The 18,457-nt window shown below is 59.9% G+C and carries 20 protein-coding genes; 19 read left to right on the forward strand and 1 reads right to left on the reverse strand.

The annotated features are described in order from the left end of the window. The first annotated feature begins 200 nt into the window (after positions 1 to 200). The 17 genes from PVT68_RS09460 (at position 201) to PVT68_RS18410 (ending at position 15,190) form a co-directional block, all read left to right on the forward strand. Positions 201 to 2,072, forward strand: coding sequence for a protein-disulfide reductase DsbD family protein (locus PVT68_RS09460; RefSeq protein ID WP_280317475.1), 1,872 nt, complete (start codon positions 201 to 203; stop codon positions 2,070 to 2,072). A 302-nt stretch (positions 2,073 to 2,374) separates the two neighbouring features. Continuing rightward, positions 2,375 to 2,809 carry a type II 3-dehydroquinate dehydratase gene (gene aroQ / locus PVT68_RS09465; protein ID WP_280317477.1) on the forward strand — a complete coding sequence of 145 codons (435 nt, stop codon included), beginning with the start codon at positions 2,375 to 2,377 and terminating at the stop codon, positions 2,807 to 2,809. A gap of 67 nt (positions 2,810 to 2,876) precedes the next feature. Further along, on the forward strand, positions 2,877 to 3,347 hold the full coding sequence (gene accB, locus PVT68_RS09470; RefSeq protein WP_280317479.1) for an acetyl-CoA carboxylase biotin carboxyl carrier protein: 471 nt from the start codon (positions 2,877 to 2,879) through the stop codon (positions 3,345 to 3,347). A gap of 16 nt (positions 3,348 to 3,363) precedes the next feature. Continuing rightward, positions 3,364 to 4,707 (forward strand): acetyl-CoA carboxylase biotin carboxylase subunit, encoded by a 1,344-nt coding sequence (gene accC, locus PVT68_RS09475; RefSeq protein ID WP_280317481.1) that lies wholly within the window; start codon positions 3,364 to 3,366, stop codon positions 4,705 to 4,707. A 402-nt stretch (positions 4,708 to 5,109) separates the two neighbouring features. Further along, on the forward strand, positions 5,110 to 6,000 hold the full coding sequence (prmA, locus tag PVT68_RS09480) for a 50S ribosomal protein L11 methyltransferase (protein WP_280317483.1): 891 nt from the start codon (positions 5,110 to 5,112) through the stop codon (positions 5,998 to 6,000). 83 nt (positions 6,001 to 6,083) lie between these two features. Further along, positions 6,084 to 7,331 carry a DUF3426 domain-containing protein gene (locus PVT68_RS09485; RefSeq protein ID WP_280317485.1) on the forward strand — a complete coding sequence of 416 codons (1,248 nt, stop codon included), beginning with the start codon at positions 6,084 to 6,086 and terminating at the stop codon, positions 7,329 to 7,331. Positions 7,332 to 7,506: 175 nt separating this feature from the next. Further along, positions 7,507 to 8,517, forward strand: coding sequence for a tRNA dihydrouridine synthase DusB (gene dusB, locus PVT68_RS09490; protein ID WP_407666087.1), 1,011 nt, complete (start codon positions 7,507 to 7,509; stop codon positions 8,515 to 8,517). Then, positions 8,514 to 8,813, forward strand: coding sequence for a DNA-binding transcriptional regulator Fis (gene fis / locus PVT68_RS09495; RefSeq protein ID WP_280317487.1), 300 nt, complete (start codon positions 8,514 to 8,516; stop codon positions 8,811 to 8,813). The genes dusB and fis overlap by 4 nt, the downstream gene beginning before the upstream one ends. Before the next feature lie 257 nt (positions 8,814 to 9,070). Beyond that, a complete protein-coding gene (gene purH / locus PVT68_RS09500) occupies positions 9,071 to 10,645 on the forward strand; it encodes a bifunctional phosphoribosylaminoimidazolecarboxamide formyltransferase/IMP cyclohydrolase (protein WP_280317488.1) in 1,575 nt (524 codons plus the stop codon). Positions 10,646 to 10,907: 262 nt separating this feature from the next. Next, a complete protein-coding gene (gene purD, locus PVT68_RS09505; RefSeq protein ID WP_280317489.1) occupies positions 10,908 to 12,203 on the forward strand; it encodes a phosphoribosylamine--glycine ligase in 1,296 nt (431 codons plus the stop codon). A gap of 36 nt (positions 12,204 to 12,239) precedes the next feature. Beyond that, entirely contained in the window at positions 12,240 to 12,887 is a 648-nt protein-coding gene (gene coq7, locus PVT68_RS09510; protein WP_280317490.1) for a 2-polyprenyl-3-methyl-6-methoxy-1,4-benzoquinone monooxygenase, read from the forward strand. Positions 12,888 to 13,085: 198 nt separating this feature from the next. After that, entirely contained in the window at positions 13,086 to 13,502 is a 417-nt protein-coding gene (locus PVT68_RS09515) for a Crp/Fnr family transcriptional regulator (RefSeq protein WP_280317491.1), read from the forward strand. 48 nt (positions 13,503 to 13,550) lie between these two features. Continuing rightward, on the forward strand, positions 13,551 to 13,691 hold the full coding sequence (locus PVT68_RS09520) for a cyclic nucleotide-binding domain-containing protein (protein WP_280317492.1): 141 nt from the start codon (positions 13,551 to 13,553) through the stop codon (positions 13,689 to 13,691). Between the two features lie 116 nt (positions 13,692 to 13,807). Continuing rightward, positions 13,808 to 14,434, forward strand: coding sequence for an NAD(P)H-dependent oxidoreductase (locus PVT68_RS09525; protein WP_280317493.1), 627 nt, complete (start codon positions 13,808 to 13,810; stop codon positions 14,432 to 14,434). Position 14,435: 1 nt separating this feature from the next. Continuing rightward, positions 14,436 to 14,786, forward strand: a complete 351-nt coding sequence (locus PVT68_RS09530) for a DMT family transporter (RefSeq protein ID WP_280317494.1) — start codon at positions 14,436 to 14,438, stop codon at positions 14,784 to 14,786. A 3-nt stretch (positions 14,787 to 14,789) separates the two neighbouring features. After that, positions 14,790 to 15,053, forward strand: a complete 264-nt coding sequence (locus PVT68_RS09535; protein ID WP_280317496.1) for a hypothetical protein — start codon at positions 14,790 to 14,792, stop codon at positions 15,051 to 15,053. Beyond that, positions 14,990 to 15,190 carry a GNAT family N-acetyltransferase gene (locus PVT68_RS18410; protein WP_407666147.1) on the forward strand — a complete coding sequence of 67 codons (201 nt, stop codon included), beginning with the start codon at positions 14,990 to 14,992 and terminating at the stop codon, positions 15,188 to 15,190. Before PVT68_RS09535 ends, PVT68_RS18410 begins: the two co-directional genes overlap by 64 nt. A gap of 74 nt (positions 15,191 to 15,264) precedes the next feature. On the opposite strand, the gene PVT68_RS09540 is transcribed toward PVT68_RS18410, so the two are convergent. Next, positions 15,265 to 15,927 carry a fumarylacetoacetate hydrolase family protein gene (locus PVT68_RS09540; RefSeq protein ID WP_280317498.1) on the reverse strand — a complete coding sequence of 221 codons (663 nt, stop codon included), beginning with the start codon at positions 15,925 to 15,927 and terminating at the stop codon, positions 15,265 to 15,267. A 165-nt stretch (positions 15,928 to 16,092) separates the two neighbouring features. Here PVT68_RS09540 and serA point away from each other — a divergent pair, with 165 nt between their 5' ends. Both serA and rarD read left to right on the forward strand, forming a co-directional pair. Beyond that, on the forward strand, positions 16,093 to 17,325 hold the full coding sequence (gene serA / locus PVT68_RS09545; protein WP_280317499.1) for a phosphoglycerate dehydrogenase: 1,233 nt from the start codon (positions 16,093 to 16,095) through the stop codon (positions 17,323 to 17,325). Positions 17,326 to 17,498: 173 nt separating this feature from the next. Further along, positions 17,499 to 18,413: an EamA family transporter RarD gene (gene rarD / locus PVT68_RS09550; RefSeq protein WP_280317500.1), complete on the forward strand. Its 915-nt coding sequence runs from the start codon at positions 17,499 to 17,501 to the stop codon at positions 18,411 to 18,413. Positions 18,414 to 18,457: the final 44 nt, after the last annotated feature.

The raw sequence follows: 18,457 nt of genomic DNA on the forward strand, positions 1-18,457 counted from the left end.
ATTTATCTGTTCATGCTGTTTCAGACGCAGGTCACTGTTACGCCTGACTGTTGTTTTTTTGATCCTTGGCCGCCGCTATACTGCGCCTTCGCCAACGCAGGCGTCAGCCTCGAGCCACAAGCGTTGACCGCAATGACTCGCGGAACGGCGAGCTGTAATTTCAGTCCAATCCTGCCTGACTATAAAGAACTTTATTGCCAATGACTGTGAAGAAATCCGGCCTGTGTGCAAAAAATAGCGCCACCTTGCCCAGCGTACTGGCCATGCTGTGCATCACCCTGCTCGCAGCCCTCACCCTTGCGCCGAGCCAGAGCCGGGCACAGATCCCAGGCCTGGACGCCAACTCCGGTGGCGGCCTTGCCGGTCTCGCGGGCAACCAGCAGGACTTCCTGCCGGTGGATCAGGCGTACCGGCTGGACTTCCTGTTTACGGATGACGGCGCCAGTGCATTATTCCAGATCGCACCTGAATACTACCTGTACCGTGACAAGCTCGCCCTGTACCTGGTGGATGGCGATAGCAAAAAATCACTGCCGCTGACACTGGAGCAGGGCGAGGTAATCTGGGATGACTATTTCGAAAAAGAAACCGAGGTCTACCGCTGGCAACTGGAGATGCCACTGGCGCTGCCCACCAGTGGTAACGCCCAGATCCAGATTCACTACCAGGGTTGCGCCGACGCCGGCCTCTGCTATCCACCCCAGACCCGCCATTTCAACCTCAACCTGGCGCAGCGCAGCGCCGAGCCCACTGAACCCAGCCCCCGCGCACCCGGCACATTCGCCTCACCTGCCGACGGCGCCTCCAAAAGCATGTTCCGCCCCACCGGCAGCGCCGGTATTGGCGGCCTGCTGCTGGCCATTGCCCTGGCCTTTGGCGGCGGCCTGATACTCAATCTGATGCCGTGCGTGTTTCCGGTCCTGTCGATCAAAGCCCTGGCCATTACCCAGGGCGGCGACCGCCCTGCACTCCACGGCTGGGCTTACACCGCCGGCGTGGTTGCTACATTCGTTCTGATCGCTGCCGTCATGCTGGCCCTGCGCGGCGCCGGCGAGTCGGTGGGCTGGGGCTTCCAGCTGCAATCACCGGTGGTCGTCACCTTGCTGATCTACCTGTTTTTCGCCATGGGCCTCAGTCTCTCCGGGCTGACCGAGCTCGGCGGTCGCCTGATGGGACTCGGTGCCGGCAGTCAGCAAAAAGGACTCGGCGGCTCCTTCAGCACCGGCGCGCTCGCCACTGTAGTTGCCAGCCCCTGCACCGCCCCCATGATGGGATCCGCCCTCGGCTTTGCGGTCACCCAATCGGCTCCGGTAGCACTGGCGGTATTTGCCGCACTGGGTGCCGGCATGGCCGCGCCCTTCCTGCTGCTTACTCATATTCCTGCACTTGCCCGGCGCCTGCCGCGCCCGGGCCCCTGGATGGAAACCCTTAAACAACTGCTGGCTTTCCCCATGTACCTCACCGCGGTGTGGCTGCTGTGGGTTCTGGGGCGGCAGGCTGGCAGCGACAGTGTCGCGCTGGTGGTTGCCGGCGCCGTGGCGATCGCGTTCGCCCTCTGGATCTGGCCGCGTCCGCACGCGACGCCCGTCTCCGGCCGCCGGGCACGGGGCGCAATTGCCATAACCGCAATCGCCGCTGCCGCGCTGGTACTTCCGAATCTGAGCAGCGACCGTCAGCTGACACAGTCCCTCAATAGTGGTTACTGGCAAACCTACTCGCCGGAAGCACTGCAAACCGCGCGCAGCGAGGGGCGACCGGTACTGATTAACATGACAGCGGCCTGGTGTATCACTTGCCTCGCCAATGAAAAAATTGTGCTTTCCAGCGATGCGGTCAGCACCGCGGTCAGCGATCTGGGAATCACCGCACTGAAAGGCGACTGGACCAACCAGGATCCGCAAATAACCGAATTGCTGTCCCGCTACGGCCGCTCCAGTGTCCCGCTGTACCTGTTGTACCCGGCAGGCGGTGGCGAGCCGCAGATTCTTCCGCAGATCCTCACCCGTGACGGCCTGCTCGCGGCAATGCACGGCGCTGCAGGCCGCGAGGCCCTGGCCGGAGAAGAGTCCTGACCGCCGCCGCGCTCACCCCACTCAACAACTGCCTGTAACCACTCCGGCGAATGGCCTTTGTGGCCATTCCAACGGGCGAACCCGCCAACAGCAACGAAACTTTGCGCTAAACTGGTCGGGAATTTCGGCGAACTGCGCACAACTTCTCTATTTACAACTTTGAGGCATGGACAAGGGGTCACTTTTGCGGCAAACTCGCGACCAATTTCAGCATTTCCGCTGGTTGACGCTGTTTGCCAGCAAGATGCATGACTTTTTACCGATTTTAGTCACAGTTTCGCGCGTTTTTTCTGAGGCACAGAATGGCTGAACTGCTCCTGCTTCACGGCCCCAATCTGAACCTGCTGGGCATTCGCGAGCCGCACATCTACGGCTCCACCACCCTCGCCCAGATCAACGATGCCGCACGCACCCAGTGCGCGGCCGCCGACTGTGGTTTCGACTGTTTTCAGAGCAACAGCGAGGCGGAACTGGTAGAACGCATCCACCGGGCCTTCGCCGACAAAGTGGACTTCATCGTTATCAACCCCGCTGCCTTTACTCACACCAGTGTTGCCCTGCGCGATGCCCTGGCAGGGGTTGCGATACCGTTTATCGAGGTCCACCTCTCCAATCCCCACGCCCGCGAAACCTTTCGCCACCACTCCTATCTGTCGGATTTGGCCAAAGGGGTTATCTGCGGACTTGGAGCGCACAGCTACGAACTGGCGGTGGCGGCGGCGCTGAAACAACTTTGAATCAAATTTTCAATTGCCGGTTGCGTACCGGCGACCCTGTATACACGCGATCGAGAGTGACACTGTTATGGATATCCGCAAAATTAAAAAACTGATTGAGCTGCTCGAAGAGTCCGATATCGGCGAGCTGGAAATCAAAGAAGGGGAAGAGTCCGTGCGCATCAGCCGTGGCGTGGGTGGCGCGTCCATCCAGATGCCACAGATGTTCCCAATGGCGGCACCGATGGCCCCGGTAGCTGCACCGGCTCCGGCGCCTGCGGCCGCACCGGCGGAGCCCCAGGGGGAATCCGTACCAGCGCTCACCGGCCACCCGGTAAAATCCCCGATGGTAGGTACTTTCTACGCGGCCCCGAGCCCCGATGCTGAGCCGTTTGTGAAAGTCGGCCAGCAGGTGAAGGCAGGCGACGTTATTTGCATCGTTGAAGCGATGAAGATGATGAACCAGATCGAGGCCGACAAATCCGGCACCATCGCCTCCATCCTGGTGGAAGACGGTCAACCGGTAGAGTACGACCAGCCGCTCGTCACCATTTCCTGAGCGGGGGTGCTTGCGCATGTTTGAAAAAATACTGATCGCCAATCGCGGCGAAATTGCCCTGCGTGTACTGCGCGCATGTAAAGAGATGGGTATCTCCACCGTTGCGGTGCACTCCCAGATTGACCGCGACTTGAAACACGTACGCCTGGCGGACGAGGCCGTATGCATCGGCCCCAATCCATCACCAAAGAGCTACCTCAATATCCCGGCGATTATCGCCGCGATGGAAATCACCGATTCGGTCGCAGTGCACCCGGGTTACGGCTTTCTGGCGGAGAACGCCGATTTTGCCGAACAGGTACAGAAGAGCGGCTTTACCTTTATCGGCCCGGATGCCGATGTGATCCGCTTGATGGGAGACAAGGTGTCTGCCATTGCCGCAATGAAGAAGGCTGGGGTACCCACGGTACCCGGCTCCGACGGTCCACTGCCCGCTGACGGCGACAAATGCCTGGAAATCGCGCGCAAGATCGGTTTCCCGGTAATCATCAAGGCAGCTGCTGGCGGCGGTGGACGCGGTATGCGCGTGGTTCACAGTGAAGGCGCGCTGCTCAACTCCATTTCTGTGACCAAGTCCGAGGCCGGTGCAGCCTTCGGCGACAGCACCGTGTACATGGAAAAGTTCCTGCAGAATCCGCGTCACGTGGAAATCCAGGTGATGTCCGACGGCCAGGGCAATGCGGTGCACTTCGGCGATCGCGACTGCTCCCTCCAGCGCCGCCACCAGAAAGTACTCGAAGAAGCTCCGGCCCCGGGCATTCCGGACAAGGTGCGCAAGGAAGTACAGGACTCCTGTGTGCAGGCCTGTATCGACATCGGCTATCGCGGTGCCGGGACCTTCGAGTTCCTGTATGAAGATGAACGCTTCTACTTTATTGAGATGAACACCCGTATCCAGGTGGAACATCCGGTCTCCGAAATGGTGACGGGTGTGGACCTGATCAAGGAGCAGATTCGCGTCTGCGCGGGCGAGAAGCTGTCGTTCAAACAGGAAGACATCAAAATCACCGGCCACTCCTTCGAGTGCCGGATCAACGCGGAAGACCCGAAGACTTTCTTCCCCAGCCCTGGCAAAGTGGAATCCTTCCATGCTCCCGGTGGTCTCGGTGTGCGGGTGGACTCCCACCTCTACTCTGGCTACACGGTACCGGCCAACTACGATTCCATGATTGCCAAGATCATCACCCACGCCGAAGACCGTGAAACCGCGCTTGCGCGCATGCGCGTTGCCCTGAGCGAGATGATCATCACCGGGATCAAGACCAATATCCCGCTGCAGGAGCAGCTGGTGCGGGACGAGGCCTTTGCCAAAGGTGGGGTGAATATCCACTACCTCGAGAAGAAACTGGGGCTGGAGTAACCCTCGTGCCAGCCCAGCCACAGAACCGACTAAGCAGGTTTTGTGGCGGCAAAGCACCAGGCATTCGTTTTTGAAACCGCTGTGAATACATCCCTGTACGCTGCGTCGCAAACATCCCTGTTTGCGACGCTTTCAAAAACGAATGCCCGGCACTTTGCCTTCTCCCCCGCCTTTCTTACTCTGTTAGCTACCTTCACTACTAGAGTGCATCGACCTTTCAGATGAAGGCTGCGGTACCGGTAAGACCTGGCGAGACCTTCACTGCCAGGGATGGCGATGCAGAGCCCCCATGGATGGGTTAAGGGGGAGCGCCTAGCTCGTGTCTCGCAAGGTCTTCGGCATCGCAACCGCCACGAACTTCCCAGGTACCCCCAAAGACCACCAATACCCGGACCAAACTACATGCCCTGGCTCCAACTACGCATAAACACCAACCGCGAACAGGCAGAAAAAATCGAAAACGCCCTGCTGTTCGCCGGCGCCGTCTCCGTCACCCTGCAGGACAATGCCGACCAACCCATTCTCGAACCGGGCCTCGGTGAAACACCCCTGTGGGACGAAACCCTGGTGACCGGCCTGTTCGACGCCGAAATCGATACCAGCGTCACCGAAGCCAAGGCCGCCTCCTATCTATGTGAGCTGCTGCCCAATGCCCGCTGGGAGCAACTCGAAGACAAGGACTGGGAGCGGGAGTGGATGAGCCACTACAAGCCCATCCAGTGCGCAGACAATCTCTGGATCTGCCCCAGCTGGTGCGAGCCACCGGAGCCCCAGGCGGTCAACCTGCTGCTTGACCCCGGCCTCGCCTTCGGCACCGGCACCCATCCCACCACCTTCCTGTGCCTGCAGTGGCTCGCCAGTGAGCCGGTAACCGGCAAAGCTGCTATCGACTACGGCTGCGGCTCCGGTATTCTCGGTATCGCCGCACTGCTGCTCGGCGCCCAAAGTGCTCTGGGTACCGATATCGACCCCCAGGCGCTGATCGCCAGCCGTGACAATGCCCAGCGCAACGGTATAGATCCAGACAGATTCCCGGTTTACCTGCCAGAAAAAACCCCGCCCGCCAGCGAAGCCAGCGCCGACGTCATGCTTGCCAACATCCTCGCCGGCCCACTGGTGGAGCTGGCCCCGCAACTGATGGAGCGAACCCGCATCGGGGGGCGCATCTGTCTGTCCGGCATACTTTCGAGTCAGGCAGAGAAGGTGAAAGCGGCTTACAGCCAGTGGGTCGACTTTGACCCGGACGGCGAGAAGGATGGATGGGTGCGTGTGAGCGGCACCCGCTGCCGCTAAGCGCCAACCCTGTGGCCTCGGCACTACGCGCGGGGCCACAGGGCTGATAAACTTTCCCGCCAAAGCAATAATTGTCGAATTCCATGACGCAACTGGTCACTCGCTGTCCCCACTGCAGCACTTCATTCCACGTCAGCGAACAGCAATTGCGCGCCGCCCGAGGCGCCGTGCGCTGTGGATCCTGCCTGCAGGTATTCCGCGCCGATGAAAATATCGTGTTCAACGAGGATGACCCACAGCCGGCCAGCAAGAAGGCCATCGACGAGCTACTCGAAGACGACGATTTCCTCATCCACGACGACATAGAACTGGACGGTGACGACCTCAGCGACGAAGCGGATGAGCTGCCCCGGGCCAGAAAGGAAAAGGCCGCGGAAAAACCGGCAGAAACTCGCGAACCCCGGCAAAACCCGCTGATTGACGATGCCTTTGGAGAACATCAGTGGCAGGAAATCGATAGCAGTAGCGACGAGGAGCCACTGAACCTCAAGGACGATATCGAGGCCGCCAGCGACTCCCCCTGGGCCGAAGAAATCGCCCGCGAAGAATCCAGTGGCATAGATCGAGACCGCGTACGCCCCCGACCAGAGGAAGACCTGTTCGCCGATGATGACCTCGACGACGGCCTCGACGCCGTACTGAAACAGGATGAAGACCTCGTTGAGCACGATGGCCCCTCTTTCGCCGCAGACAGCGGATTCGAAAATACCCGCAACTACACTCCCCCGGACCTGGCAGACGACCATATCGACGCCAGCCAGCGGGACGCTGCCCCCCTGCTACCCCGGGATCAACTGATATCAGCCATTGGCCCGGCACCACTGGAGGTCAGCTGGCAGCCAAAAACCCACAACCGGATTTCCGGCTGGCTGTGGACTCTCGGGGTCGTGGTGCTCATGCTGGGATTGGCCGCGCAAACGGCCTATTTCCGCTTCGACTCCCTCAGCAAGCGCGACCCGTGGCGCGATATCTATGCCCGGATTTGCCCCATCGCCGGCTGCACCTTACCCGCCCAGGTGGACATTGGAGCCATTTACACTTCAAACCTGGTCGTGCGCAGCCATCCACAGACCCCCGGGGCGCTGGCGGTCGAGGCCATACTCCTGAACCGGGCTCCATTCGATCAGCCCTTCCCGGCGCTACAGCTGCGTTTTACCGACCTGAAAAATGCGCCGGTCGCCAGTCGCCGCTTTACCCCCGGGGACTACCTCAAGGGCGAGCTCGCGGGACGCAAACTGATGCCCACCGGCAGCCCCGTGCATATAGCCCTCGATATCGTGGACCCGGGCGCCGAGGCGGTGAATTACGAACTGCGTATCGCACAGCAATAAGAGCTTTCCCGAGAGCCTGGCGCCAATTGCTACAATTTGTTGCACAATCTTCACCCTAAACGGCCAGCCATCGAACAATTTGCGCGCTTTTTCGCTTTTCCACGGGGCAGGCAGCCGCTATCATAAGCCGCTCTTTTGACACCGAACCCAATACCAATCCCCGCGGGAGGCACCGTTGCCCACGGCAGTACCCAGCAACTTTGCCATTGGCCCCTACGCGATTGGTGCGCCCGTTATTCTGGCCCCCATGGCCGGGGTGACCGACCGCCCTTTCCGCCAACTGTGCCGGGATCTCGGTGCGGGTCTGGTGGTGTCAGAAATGGTCACCTCGGATACCAGCCTGTGGGACAGTCGCAAATCAAAGATGCGCCTGAATCACAGTGGTGAAGCCGGCCCCATTTCCGTACAGATCGCCGGTGGCGACCCGGGGATGATGGCGGAAGCCGCGCGGGAAAATGTCCGCCGCGGCGCCCAGATCATTGATATCAACATGGGCTGTCCGGCGAAAAAGGTGTGCAAAAAAGCAGCGGGCTCCGCCCTGCTGCGGGACGAAAAACTGGTCGCCGACATCCTCGAAGCGGTGGTGCAATCCGTCTCAGTACCAGTGACGCTGAAAATTCGCACTGGCTGGTGTCCGGATTCCCGCAACGGCGTGACGGTGGCCAAACTGGCCGAGGATCTCGGCATCTCAGCCCTGGCAGTTCACGGACGCACCCGCGCCTGTGGCTACCATGGTCAGGCCGAATTCGATACCATTGCCGAGATTGTGTCTGCGGTAAAGATTCCTGTCTTTGCCAACGGCGACATTACCGGCGCTGAAAAGGCCCGCATGGTGTTGGACTACACCGGCGCCTCGGCGGTCATGATTGGCCGTGCGGCTCAGGGACGTCCATGGATTTTCCGGGAGATCGCCCACTACCTCGCAACGGGGGAGCGGCTACCGGAGCCCTCACTGGAAGAAATCAGGGATATTTTGATCACTCACCTGAGTGAATTACACCGTTTCTACGGTGGGGTTATGGGGGTACGTATCGCCCGTAAACATGTGGGTTGGTACGTGAAAACACTCGCCGATGGCGAGGACTTTCGCAAGACCTTCAACCGACTGGATTGCGCAGAAGCACAACATGCCAGCGTTCGTGAGTGGTTTGAACGCCGAATAACTAGAGGGGCAAAAGCGGCATGAATAACGAAGCACTGATTCCGGATACCGGCGATGCGGTATCCACCGGGGGCCAGACTCAACTACAACAACCGCAGGCATTACGCGATGCGGTTGAACAGGCGATGGAAAACTATTTCCGTCACCTCGACGGTCAGATGGTGACCGACGTGTACGACATGGTGCTGTCCGAGATCGAGGCGCCGATGCTGGAAGTGGTGATGAAACACACCCGCCACAACCAGACCCGCGCCGCACAGCTGCTGGGCCTCAACCGGGGTACCCTGCGCAAGAAGCTCAAGCGCTACGGTCTGCTGTAAGGCGGCCCACCGCCTCAGACAGTGACGTCAGGGCGGTAAAAATTCGACGAGGGGGGATGGGCACAGCCCATCCCCCCTCGCTACTTTCTACTTACGATGAAATGAATCATCCCTGATTCATTTCATCTTCGCCCGCGAAACCCAGCGCAGATGTGTGAATCTTCTTGGGCTTCGCGGGCTCGCGCCGGCCTTAGGCCGCGGCGGCACATCCGTGTGCCGCTCTTGCTTATTTTTTCACTTCAGATGGACGATGCGATATGACTGACAAGGTGGCCATTCGCCGCGCGCTGATCAGCGTTTCCGATAAAACCGGCATTGTAGAATTTGCCCGCGAACTCGCCGCCCAGGGCGTGGAGATCCTCTCCACCGGCGGCACCTACCGCCAGCTGGGCGAAGCCGGTATCCCGGTCGTGGAAGTTTCCGATTACACCGGCTTCCCGGAAATGATGGACGGTCGCGTCAAAACCCTGCACCCGAAAGTGCACGGCGGTATCCTCGGCCGCCGCGGCCAAGACGATGCGGTGATGGATGAACACGGCATCAAGCCGATCGACATGGTCGTGGTCAACCTCTACCCCTTCAAGGCCACCGTCGCCGACCCCAACTGCGACCTGCCCACTGCGATTGAGAACATCGACATCGGCGGCCCCACGATGGTCCGCTCCGCCGCCAAGAACCACAAAGACGTCGCCATCGTGGTCAACGCCCACAGCTACGACACCGTGATTGAAGAAATGAAAGCCAACGACGGTCAGCTGGGCTACGCAACCCGCTACGACCTGATGGTGCAGGCCTTCGAGCACACCGCCCAGTACGACGGCATGATCGCCAACCACTTCGGCGCCCGTAACACCGAAAACGTTGCTCGCGAATTCCCCAACACCTTTAACGTACAGTTCGAAAAAGCCCAGGACATGCGCTACGGCGAGAACCCGCACCAGAAAGCAGCCTTTTACGTGGAAGCCGACGCCGAGGAAGCCTCCGTGTCCACCGCCACCCAGCTGCAGGGCAAGGAACTCTCCTTCAACAACGTCGCCGACACCGACGCCGCCCTGGAAACCGTAAAACTGTTTGACGAGCCCGCCTGCGTCATCGTCAAACACGCCAACCCCTGTGGTGTAGCCGTAGCCGCGGACATCAAGACCGCCTACGAACTGGCCTTCGCCACCGACCCGGAATCCGCGTTCGGCGGCATCATCGCCTTCAACCGCGAGCTGGATGCCGAAACCGCCCAGCTGATCGTCGACAAGCAGTTCTCCGAAGTGATCATCGCACCCAAGGTTTCCGAAGGTGCAGCGAAAGCGGTTTCCGCCAAGCAGAACGTGCGCCTGCTGGAGTGCGGCGAATGGGGCAGCGAACGCCCTGCCGCATTTGACTACAAGCGCGTAACCGGCGGCCTGCTGATCCAGGAAAAAGACAACGGCATGGTTGCCAAGGAAGACCTGAAAGTGGTCACCAAGGTACAGCCGTCCGACGAGCAACTGGACGAACTGCTGTTCGCCTGGAAAGTTGCCAAGATGGTTAAATCCAACGCCATCATCTACGCCAAAGACGGTCGCACCATCGGTGTTGGCGCCGGCCAGATGAGCCGCGTCAACTCCGCGCGCATCGCCGCCATCAAGGCCGAACACGCAGGCCTCGAAGTGAAAGGCGCGGTCATGGCCTCTGACGCCTTCTTCCCCTTCCGCGACGGCATCGACAACGCCGCCAAAGTGGGCATCAGCGCCGTCATCCAGCCCGGTGGCTCCATGCGCGACGACGAAGTCATCGCCGCGGCCGACGAGCACGGTATGGCGATGGTGTTTACCGGTATGCGTCACTTCCGTCACTGATCTTTTGCGAAGCTTTCCGGGCACGACTAAGCCCGGATGCGAAGGGTCTGGTACCGGAACCCATTCGCGAGACTGTCGAAAAGAGGGACCTTTTCGACAAGCCCCCAGGGATGGGTTGACGGCGTGTCTCGCGAATGGGTTCCGGTACCTGGCCCGCCACGGAGCTGGCAAAGCAACACCCTGCCATCACTCCGTCACCTGCCCGACAGATTAAGAATGCTAAACTAGCCCACCTAAATAACAGGCACGGGGAAACTCAAGAATGAATATCCTGGTAATCGGCTCTGGTGGCCGCGAACACGCACTGGCCTGGAAGGTCGCACAAAACCCCGCCGTAGACACCGTCTTCGTCGCACCGGGCAACGCCGGCACCGCCCGCGAACCCAAACTCCAGAACGTCAACATCGGCACCGACAACTTCTCCGCGCTGTCCGACCTGGTCGAAGAAAAAGACATCACCCTCACCATTGTCGGCCCCGAAGCCCCGCTGGTGGACGGCATCGTCGACTTCTTCAACGCCCGCGGCCACAACATCTTCGGCCCGGAAAAAGCCGCCGCCCAGCTCGAAGGCTCCAAAGCCTTCACCAAAGAATTCCTCGAGCGCCACGCCATCCCCACCGCCGCCTACCAGAACTTCACGGAAATCGAACCGGCGATCGAATACATCCGCGCCCAGGGCGCCCCGATCGTGGTCAAGGCCGACGGCCTCGCCGCTGGTAAAGGCGTCATCGTCGCCGAAACCGTAGAGCAGGCTGAACTCGCCGTGCGCGACATGCTCAGCGGCAACGCCTTCGGCGACGCCGGCTGCCGTGTGGTCATCGAAGAGTTCCTGACCGGCGAGGAAGCCAGCTTCATCGTCATGGTGGACGGCGAACACATCCTGCCGATGGCCACCAGCCAGGACCACAAACGCGTTGGCGACGGCGACACCGGCCCCAACACCGGCGGCATGGGCGCCTACTCCCCGGCACCGGTAGTCACCCCGGATGTGTACGAGCGCGCCATGAAGGAAGTCATCGAGCCCACCGTCCAAGGCTTGGCCTCCGAGGGCATGCCCTACACCGGATTCCTGTATGCCGGCCTCATGATCAACGAAGAGGGTGCGCCCAAGGTCATCGAGTACAACTGCCGCTTCGGTGACCCGGAAACCCAGCCGATCATGATGCGCCTCAAATCCGATCTGGTGGAACTGTGCATGGCCGCGGTCGAGAAGCGCCTGGACCAGGTGACCGCGGAATGGGACTCCCGCCCGGCACTGGGCGTAGTTCTGGCCGCCCACGGTTACCCCGGCAGCTACCGCAAGGGCGACGCCATCTCCGGCCTCGACAAGGCGGATAGTGAAAACGCGAAAATCTTCCATGCCGGCACCGCCCTGGATGGCGAGCGCGTTGTGACCAGCGGCGGCCGCGTGCTCTGCGCCACCGCGCTCGGTGACACCGTGGCCGAAGCCCAGCAGAATGCCTATGAATGCGCCAGCAAGATCTACTGGGAAGGTACTTTCCACCGCAAGGACATCGGCTACCGAGCGGTAGAGCGGGAGCAGTCCGCTGAGGCCTGATTACCTTCAAATAGTCGGCTTTTGAGGAATTCCCAGATGAGCAGCCAACGCCAACTCACCGGACTCGACCGCCTGCTATTGCAGGCGGATCGCGCCCTGCGCACCCTGAGCCCCGGCTCGCCCTGCCACGAGCGCCCCTCCCCTGCGAAAGCGGTGGACGCCGCGGAGCTGTCCGACAGCGAGCGCCGGCACGCCGCCGGCCTGATGCGGGTAAATCACAGCGGCGAAGTGTGCGCCCAGGCGCTGTACCAGGGGCAGGCGCTGACCGCGAAATTGCCCCAGGTACGTGCAGAGATGGAGCACGCCGCGGACGAAGAGATCGACCACCTGGCCTGGTGCGAACAGCGCCTGCAGGAACTGGACAGCCGCCCCAGCCTGCTCAACCCCCTGTGGTATGGCCTCTCCTTCGGTATCGGCGCTGCCGCCGGCAAGATCAGTGACAAAGTCAGCCTCGGCTTTGTTGCCGCCACCGAGGAACAGGTGTGCAAACATCTGCAGAGCCATTTGCAGAAACTGCCCGCTCAGGATGAAAAAAGCCGCGCGGTGGTGGAGCAGATGCTGGTCGACGAAGCCAAACACCAGCACGCAGCACTGGATGCCGGCGGAGCGCGTTTCCCCGGGCCGGTGAAAGGGCTGATGACCCTGGTGTCCAAGGCAATGACCTCGGTGAGCTATCGGATTTAACCGGTAATTCATATTATTCTGGAGAAAACGCAGCGCACCGCTTGGCCCATCGGTGTGTCGAATTCGGAGACCGGTCTCAGTGTTACTGCACTGAGACCGAGCTTCCCTGGATTCCTTTCGTTATAGCCTCGCTACCCATTCCCGATTTTTTCATTCTTCTGATTGCCCCCCTTGTCCGCACAAGCTGAAAAACTCCGTATGCCCGGTTTGCCACCCCAGCTGATAAATACCGCCTTTGCGTCACTGCGCAAAACACTGAATTCCTATTACCCATTGAGCAACTGTACCTGGGAAGCCTTCCGCAGTATTTGCCGCTGCCGCGAGATCGAAAAAGGTGTTCCGCTGTATTCCGCGGGCGAAGTGCCAACGACATTTTCCTATGTCTATCGCGGACTGTTCCGGATCTACGTGATGGACGAAAGAGGCAATGAGTACAACAAAAATTTTTTCCCCGAAGGCCGCTTTCCCGGCGCCATGGCCGCGCTACTCAAGGGCGAGCCATCGAGGTTCACGATCGACGCACTGGAAGATTCCATCATCATCGAAATTGATCATCAGGGGTACCGTCAACTACTCAATACGTTTGACGACCTCAAGCGGTATCACATCCAGTAGCTCGAAAAACACTGGCGGCTAAACAAAGACGCCCGCGAAGTGGCACTGGTGCAGGAAGACGCCGGCGCCCGCTATCAGCAATTTTTACGAGATTTCCCCAAGCTGGCAGCCCGCCTGCCGCAATACCATATCGCCTCTCATCTGGGGATCACGCCCACACAGCTCAGCCGGATAAGAAAGAAGCACTGATACATCAACCTATGTAAATGCTTTGGCCCTGTGGGAACCCTAAACTCTCCGCCATTCCAAAGAGCCTTTACTCAGTGGGAGTTGGCTCACCTCCAGAGCAAGTGCAGGGAAAAACAATGCAACTTTTATCCGCGCTACAGTGGCGTTATGCGGTACGCCGGTTTACTGAACAGCAACTGCCATCGCAGGTGGTTGAGAAGCTGATTGAAGCCACACGTTTGAGCGCCTCATCCTACGGCTTACAGCCATTCCGGATTATTCAGGTCGACTCGCGAAAAGTGCGCGAACAATTACTGCCCCACGCGATGGGGCAATACAAAGTATTGGATTGCTCACACCTGCTGGTGTTCGCTGCGGAAACCAACAGCGATGAAACTACGGTCAATCGCTATATTTCCCAGCGCACTGAAGCGTGTGATCTCTCACTGAAAGCACAGATGGGTATCGCCAAGCATATGAAGTCGGTATTGGCGAAAATGACACCGTACGAGCGCCACATCTGGGCCCGGGAACAGGTGTTCCTTGCACTGGGCACCACGCTCACCGCCGCCGCCGTCCTGCAAATTGACAGTTGCCCGATGACCGGGTTTGCAGCTGAGGGTTTCGATCGGGTGCTGGGATTAACAGAACGGGGACTTACCGCAACCGCGCTTTGTGCGCTGGGCTACCGCCACCCGGAAGACGACCAGGCCGGTCTCCCCAAAGTGCGTATTCCTGTACGCGATTTTTTACAGGTGGTGTGACATGGGATGGCTCGCCACCGCCATCGTCTTCGCCATCAGCGGCCTGGTGGCACTGGCTGCGACATTTGCCACCTCGCGGCAGGGGCTGTCACTGGCCGCGTTTCAGGGTGTCCCCATTCACCTGTGGTTCGGCGGATTCCTCAGTGCGTTCGGTGTGGGGATGTTCTACTTTCTGATCCCGCGAATGGGCGTCGGGCAGATGATGTCGTTTGCCCTCACCGGGCAAATTCTGGTGGCCATGCTCTGCAGTCATTTCGGCTGGTTCGACCTCCCCGCCCGCGCGATCACCCAATCCCGCGGACTGGGCGTTCTCGCACTGGTGGCGGGAATCATCTTGATTAACTGGGACTAGCACATGCTGAATATTTTGACTCAGGGCGCCATCCCCTCACTCAGCAGTGAGGAACTGGATCAGCGCAATATCCACAACCTGACTTCGCTGTGGCGCGCCATGGGCGCAGAGCCGCTGGCAGAATATCCCGAATTTTATGTGTGTAACGGCTGGCCAAATCGTTTGTGGCGGGCACCGCGCTGCTGTTTCAAGCCGGTGAGATCGTGGGCATTCACCAGGTTGGCGTACCGCCGGATTTCCGCGGTCGCGGCATCGCCCGCGCGCTGATGCAATCGCTGTTAGAACAGTGCCAAATAGCCGGCGCGCATTATGTAACCCTGCAGGCTTCGCAGATGGGGGAAGGGTTGTACCAACAACTCGGGTTCGCGCGTCGATTTCAGATCGCGAGCTTCCGCCGCCAGTAAAAAAGTTCACCCTCCTTGATCCGGGCTGGGGGATTCCCCCCAGCCTCTATCCAGTCCCATCCAGCCCCCATTCCTCACTCGATACGGGTTTCGCAGCGCAACCAATCTTCCTCCAGCGCCATCGCCAGCTGGTCGCCCGGTCGCAATTCCCCTACCCCCGCAGGTGTGCCGGTCAGCACCACATCTCCCGGAAGCAAGGTGAAATACTCACTGATATAGGCCACCAGATCCAGGATCGGTGTCAGCATATGGTTGGATTTTCCCCGCTGGCGGATCGCATCATTCAGCCACAGGGTGTAGCTCAGGTTGTCCCAGTCCGGCAGCCAGTCCAGCTTCACAAACGGCGACAGCGGGCAGGCGCCGTCGAAGCCCTTGGCTTTTTCCCACGGCTGCCCCTGTTTTTTCAGGTTCGATTGCAGGTCGCGCAGGGTCAGATCCAGCGCCAGTCCCAACCCGGCAATGGCAGCGGGCACCTCCGCTGGATTGGCACCGCTCAGTGGACGGCCGATCAACAGCGCCAGCTCCCCCTCGAAATGGCAGCTGCCGCGCCCCCGCGGCAGGTGGACAGGCTCGGCCATGGGCACCGCCGAGGTAGCCGGCTTGATAAACAGTAGCGGCTCGTCCGGTACCGGGTTATTGAGTTCCGCCGCGTGCTCGGCGTAGTTGCGCCCCACGCACACAATCTTGCCCAGGGGCAGGTTCACAGGGGAGTTGCAGGTGTATTGATGCTTATACATAACCAGATTGGATACCTAGGATAGACATTGCGTATAAAGCTTTATAAAGCCCTTGTGTTATGATGCCGCCCTCGCCGGGTCCCCGGCGGGCCCAACTGACATTTCGCCCTTTTTAGCTAATCAGCTGCGATGATTGCATTATCGCGCACGGCCAAGAGACCCGTTATGGCTCCACAGACTTCTCTTCAGAAAGACAAAATCCGTATTCTGCTGCTGGAAGGTGTTCACCAGTCCGCCGTGGATCTGCTGTCTTCCCGCGGTTACACCAATGTCGAGTACATCAAAACCGCTCTGCCCGAAGACCAGCTGATCGAGAAGATAGCCGACGCCCACTTTATCGGGATTCGCTCGCGCACCCAACTGACCCGCAAGGTTCTGGAAAACGCCCCCAAGCTGATCGCCGCGGGCTGTTTCTGCATCGGCACCAATCAGGTAGATCTGGAAGCGGCCACCGAGCTGGGGATTGCAGTGTTCAATGCGCCCTACTCCAACACCCGCAGCGTAGCCGAGCTGGTGATCGCCGAAGCCATCATGCTGCTGCGCGGTATTCCCGAGAAAAATATGGTCTGCCACCGCGGTGGCTGGCAGAAATCCGCCGTGGGTTCCTATGAAGCCCGCGGCAAGACCCTCGGCATCATCGGCTACGGTGCCATCGGTTCCCAGACCTCGGTACTGGCAGAAGGTATCGGCATGCGCGTGGTCTTCTTTGACGTGGTCACCAAGCTGCCCCTGGGTAACGCGTCCCAGATACATAGCCTGGATGAACTGCTGGCGCAATCTGACGTGATCTCCCTGCACGTGCCGGAACTGGCCTCCACCAAGTGGATGATCGGCGCCGATCAGATCGCGAAAATGAAGAAGGGCGCGATCCTGATCAACGCTTCCCGCGGTACCGTAGTGGAAATCGAGCCGCTCGCAGAAGCGCTCAAGAGTGGCCACCTGGCGGGCACCGCCATCGACGTATTCCCGGTGGAGCCCCGCGGCAACGACGACGAATTCCTGTCGCCCCTGCGCGGGCTCGACAACGCCCTGCTCACCCCCCACGTGGGCGGCTCTACCGTCGAAGCCCAGGAAAATATCGGTGTGGAAGTGTCGGACAAGCTGGCGCTCTACTCCGACAACGGCACCACCACCAGCTCGGTGAATATCCCGGAAGTGGCGCTGCCAGGCCACGCCGGTGCCCACCGCCTGCTGCACATCCATAAGAATGTGCCCGGCGTACTCGGTGCGATTAACCAGGTGTTCTCCGAAAACGGTATCAACATTTCCGCCCAGTACCTGCAGACCAACGAGACCGTGGGCTATGTAGTGATTGACGTGGATGCGGAATACTCGGACCTGGCACTGGAAAAACTGAAGAACATCCCCGGCACCCTGCGCTGCCGTGTGCTGTTCTGATTTTCAGCCCGAGCCACTTTTCAGATCACTTCTGACAGACCCTATACCGGTCTGTTAAACTTCCCGGAACCCGGACCAGGCGCACTCTCTGCGCGGTCCGGGTTTCTTTTTCTCCGTCTTTCCTAACCAAAGGCGCACCCGTAATTCCCCGGTGTGTCCAAGGCTGCTTCCTCGTGCAAAACCGCAATTCCGAATCCCCTGCCGCAGGTCTGCTGGCGGGTATTGGTGCCTTCCTTATCTGGGGACTGGCGCCGCTGTATTTCAATCTGCTGGACGGCATTTCCGCACCGGAGATCCTGAGTCACCGCAGTATCTGGTCTTTCCTGCTCGCGATCCTGATGCTGGCTGCCCTGGGCAAACTGGTGGAATTTCGCAACACCCTCGGTTCCGGCAAAAAAATGGCCACGCTGCTGCTGTCTACCTTGCTGATCGGCAGCAACTGGCTGGTATTTATCTGGGCCATCACCAATCAGCACATACTCGATGCCAGCCTCGGCTATTACATCAACCCACTGATCAGCGTACTGCTGGGCGTAGTGTTTCTGGGAGAGAAATTACGCCCGCTGCAATGGCTGGCGGTGGCGCTGGCGGCGGCGGGGATTGGCCATGAACTCTGGCAATTCGGGCGGGTGCCACTGGTGGCCCTGTACCTGGCGTTCAGCTTCGGTTTTTACGGCCTGGTGCGCAAACGCGCACCGGTGGACAGTCTCACCGGCCTCGCGGTGGAAACTCTGTATATGCTGCCACTGGCCATCGGCTTTCTGCTGTGGAGCGACAGCCCCAGCAGTAACCTGCTCCATAACAGCTGGGAACTGAACGGCCTGTTGCTGCTGGCCGGACCCATTACCCTGACACCGCTACTGCTGTTCACTATCGCCGCGCGCCGACTGAACCTTTCCACCGTGGGCTTCCTGCAATATCTCGGCCCGACGCTGATGCTGTTGCTGGCCACCTTCTACTATGGCGAGCCACTGGGGGAGAGCAAACTCATCACCTTTGCCATCGTCTGGTTTGCACTGCTGCTGTATTCCACAGACGCGCTGGTGCAGCGGCGCAAGCGCCGGCAGTTGCGCGAGGCGGCACTCTAGAAACAGGCACTGGAAATAGCCTCTGGCAACCGGCAAAAAGGGAA

Origin of the sequence: Microbulbifer bruguierae, assembly GCF_029869925.1 — a bacterium.
Classification (GTDB): Bacteria; Pseudomonadota; Gammaproteobacteria; order Pseudomonadales; family Cellvibrionaceae; genus Microbulbifer; species Microbulbifer bruguierae.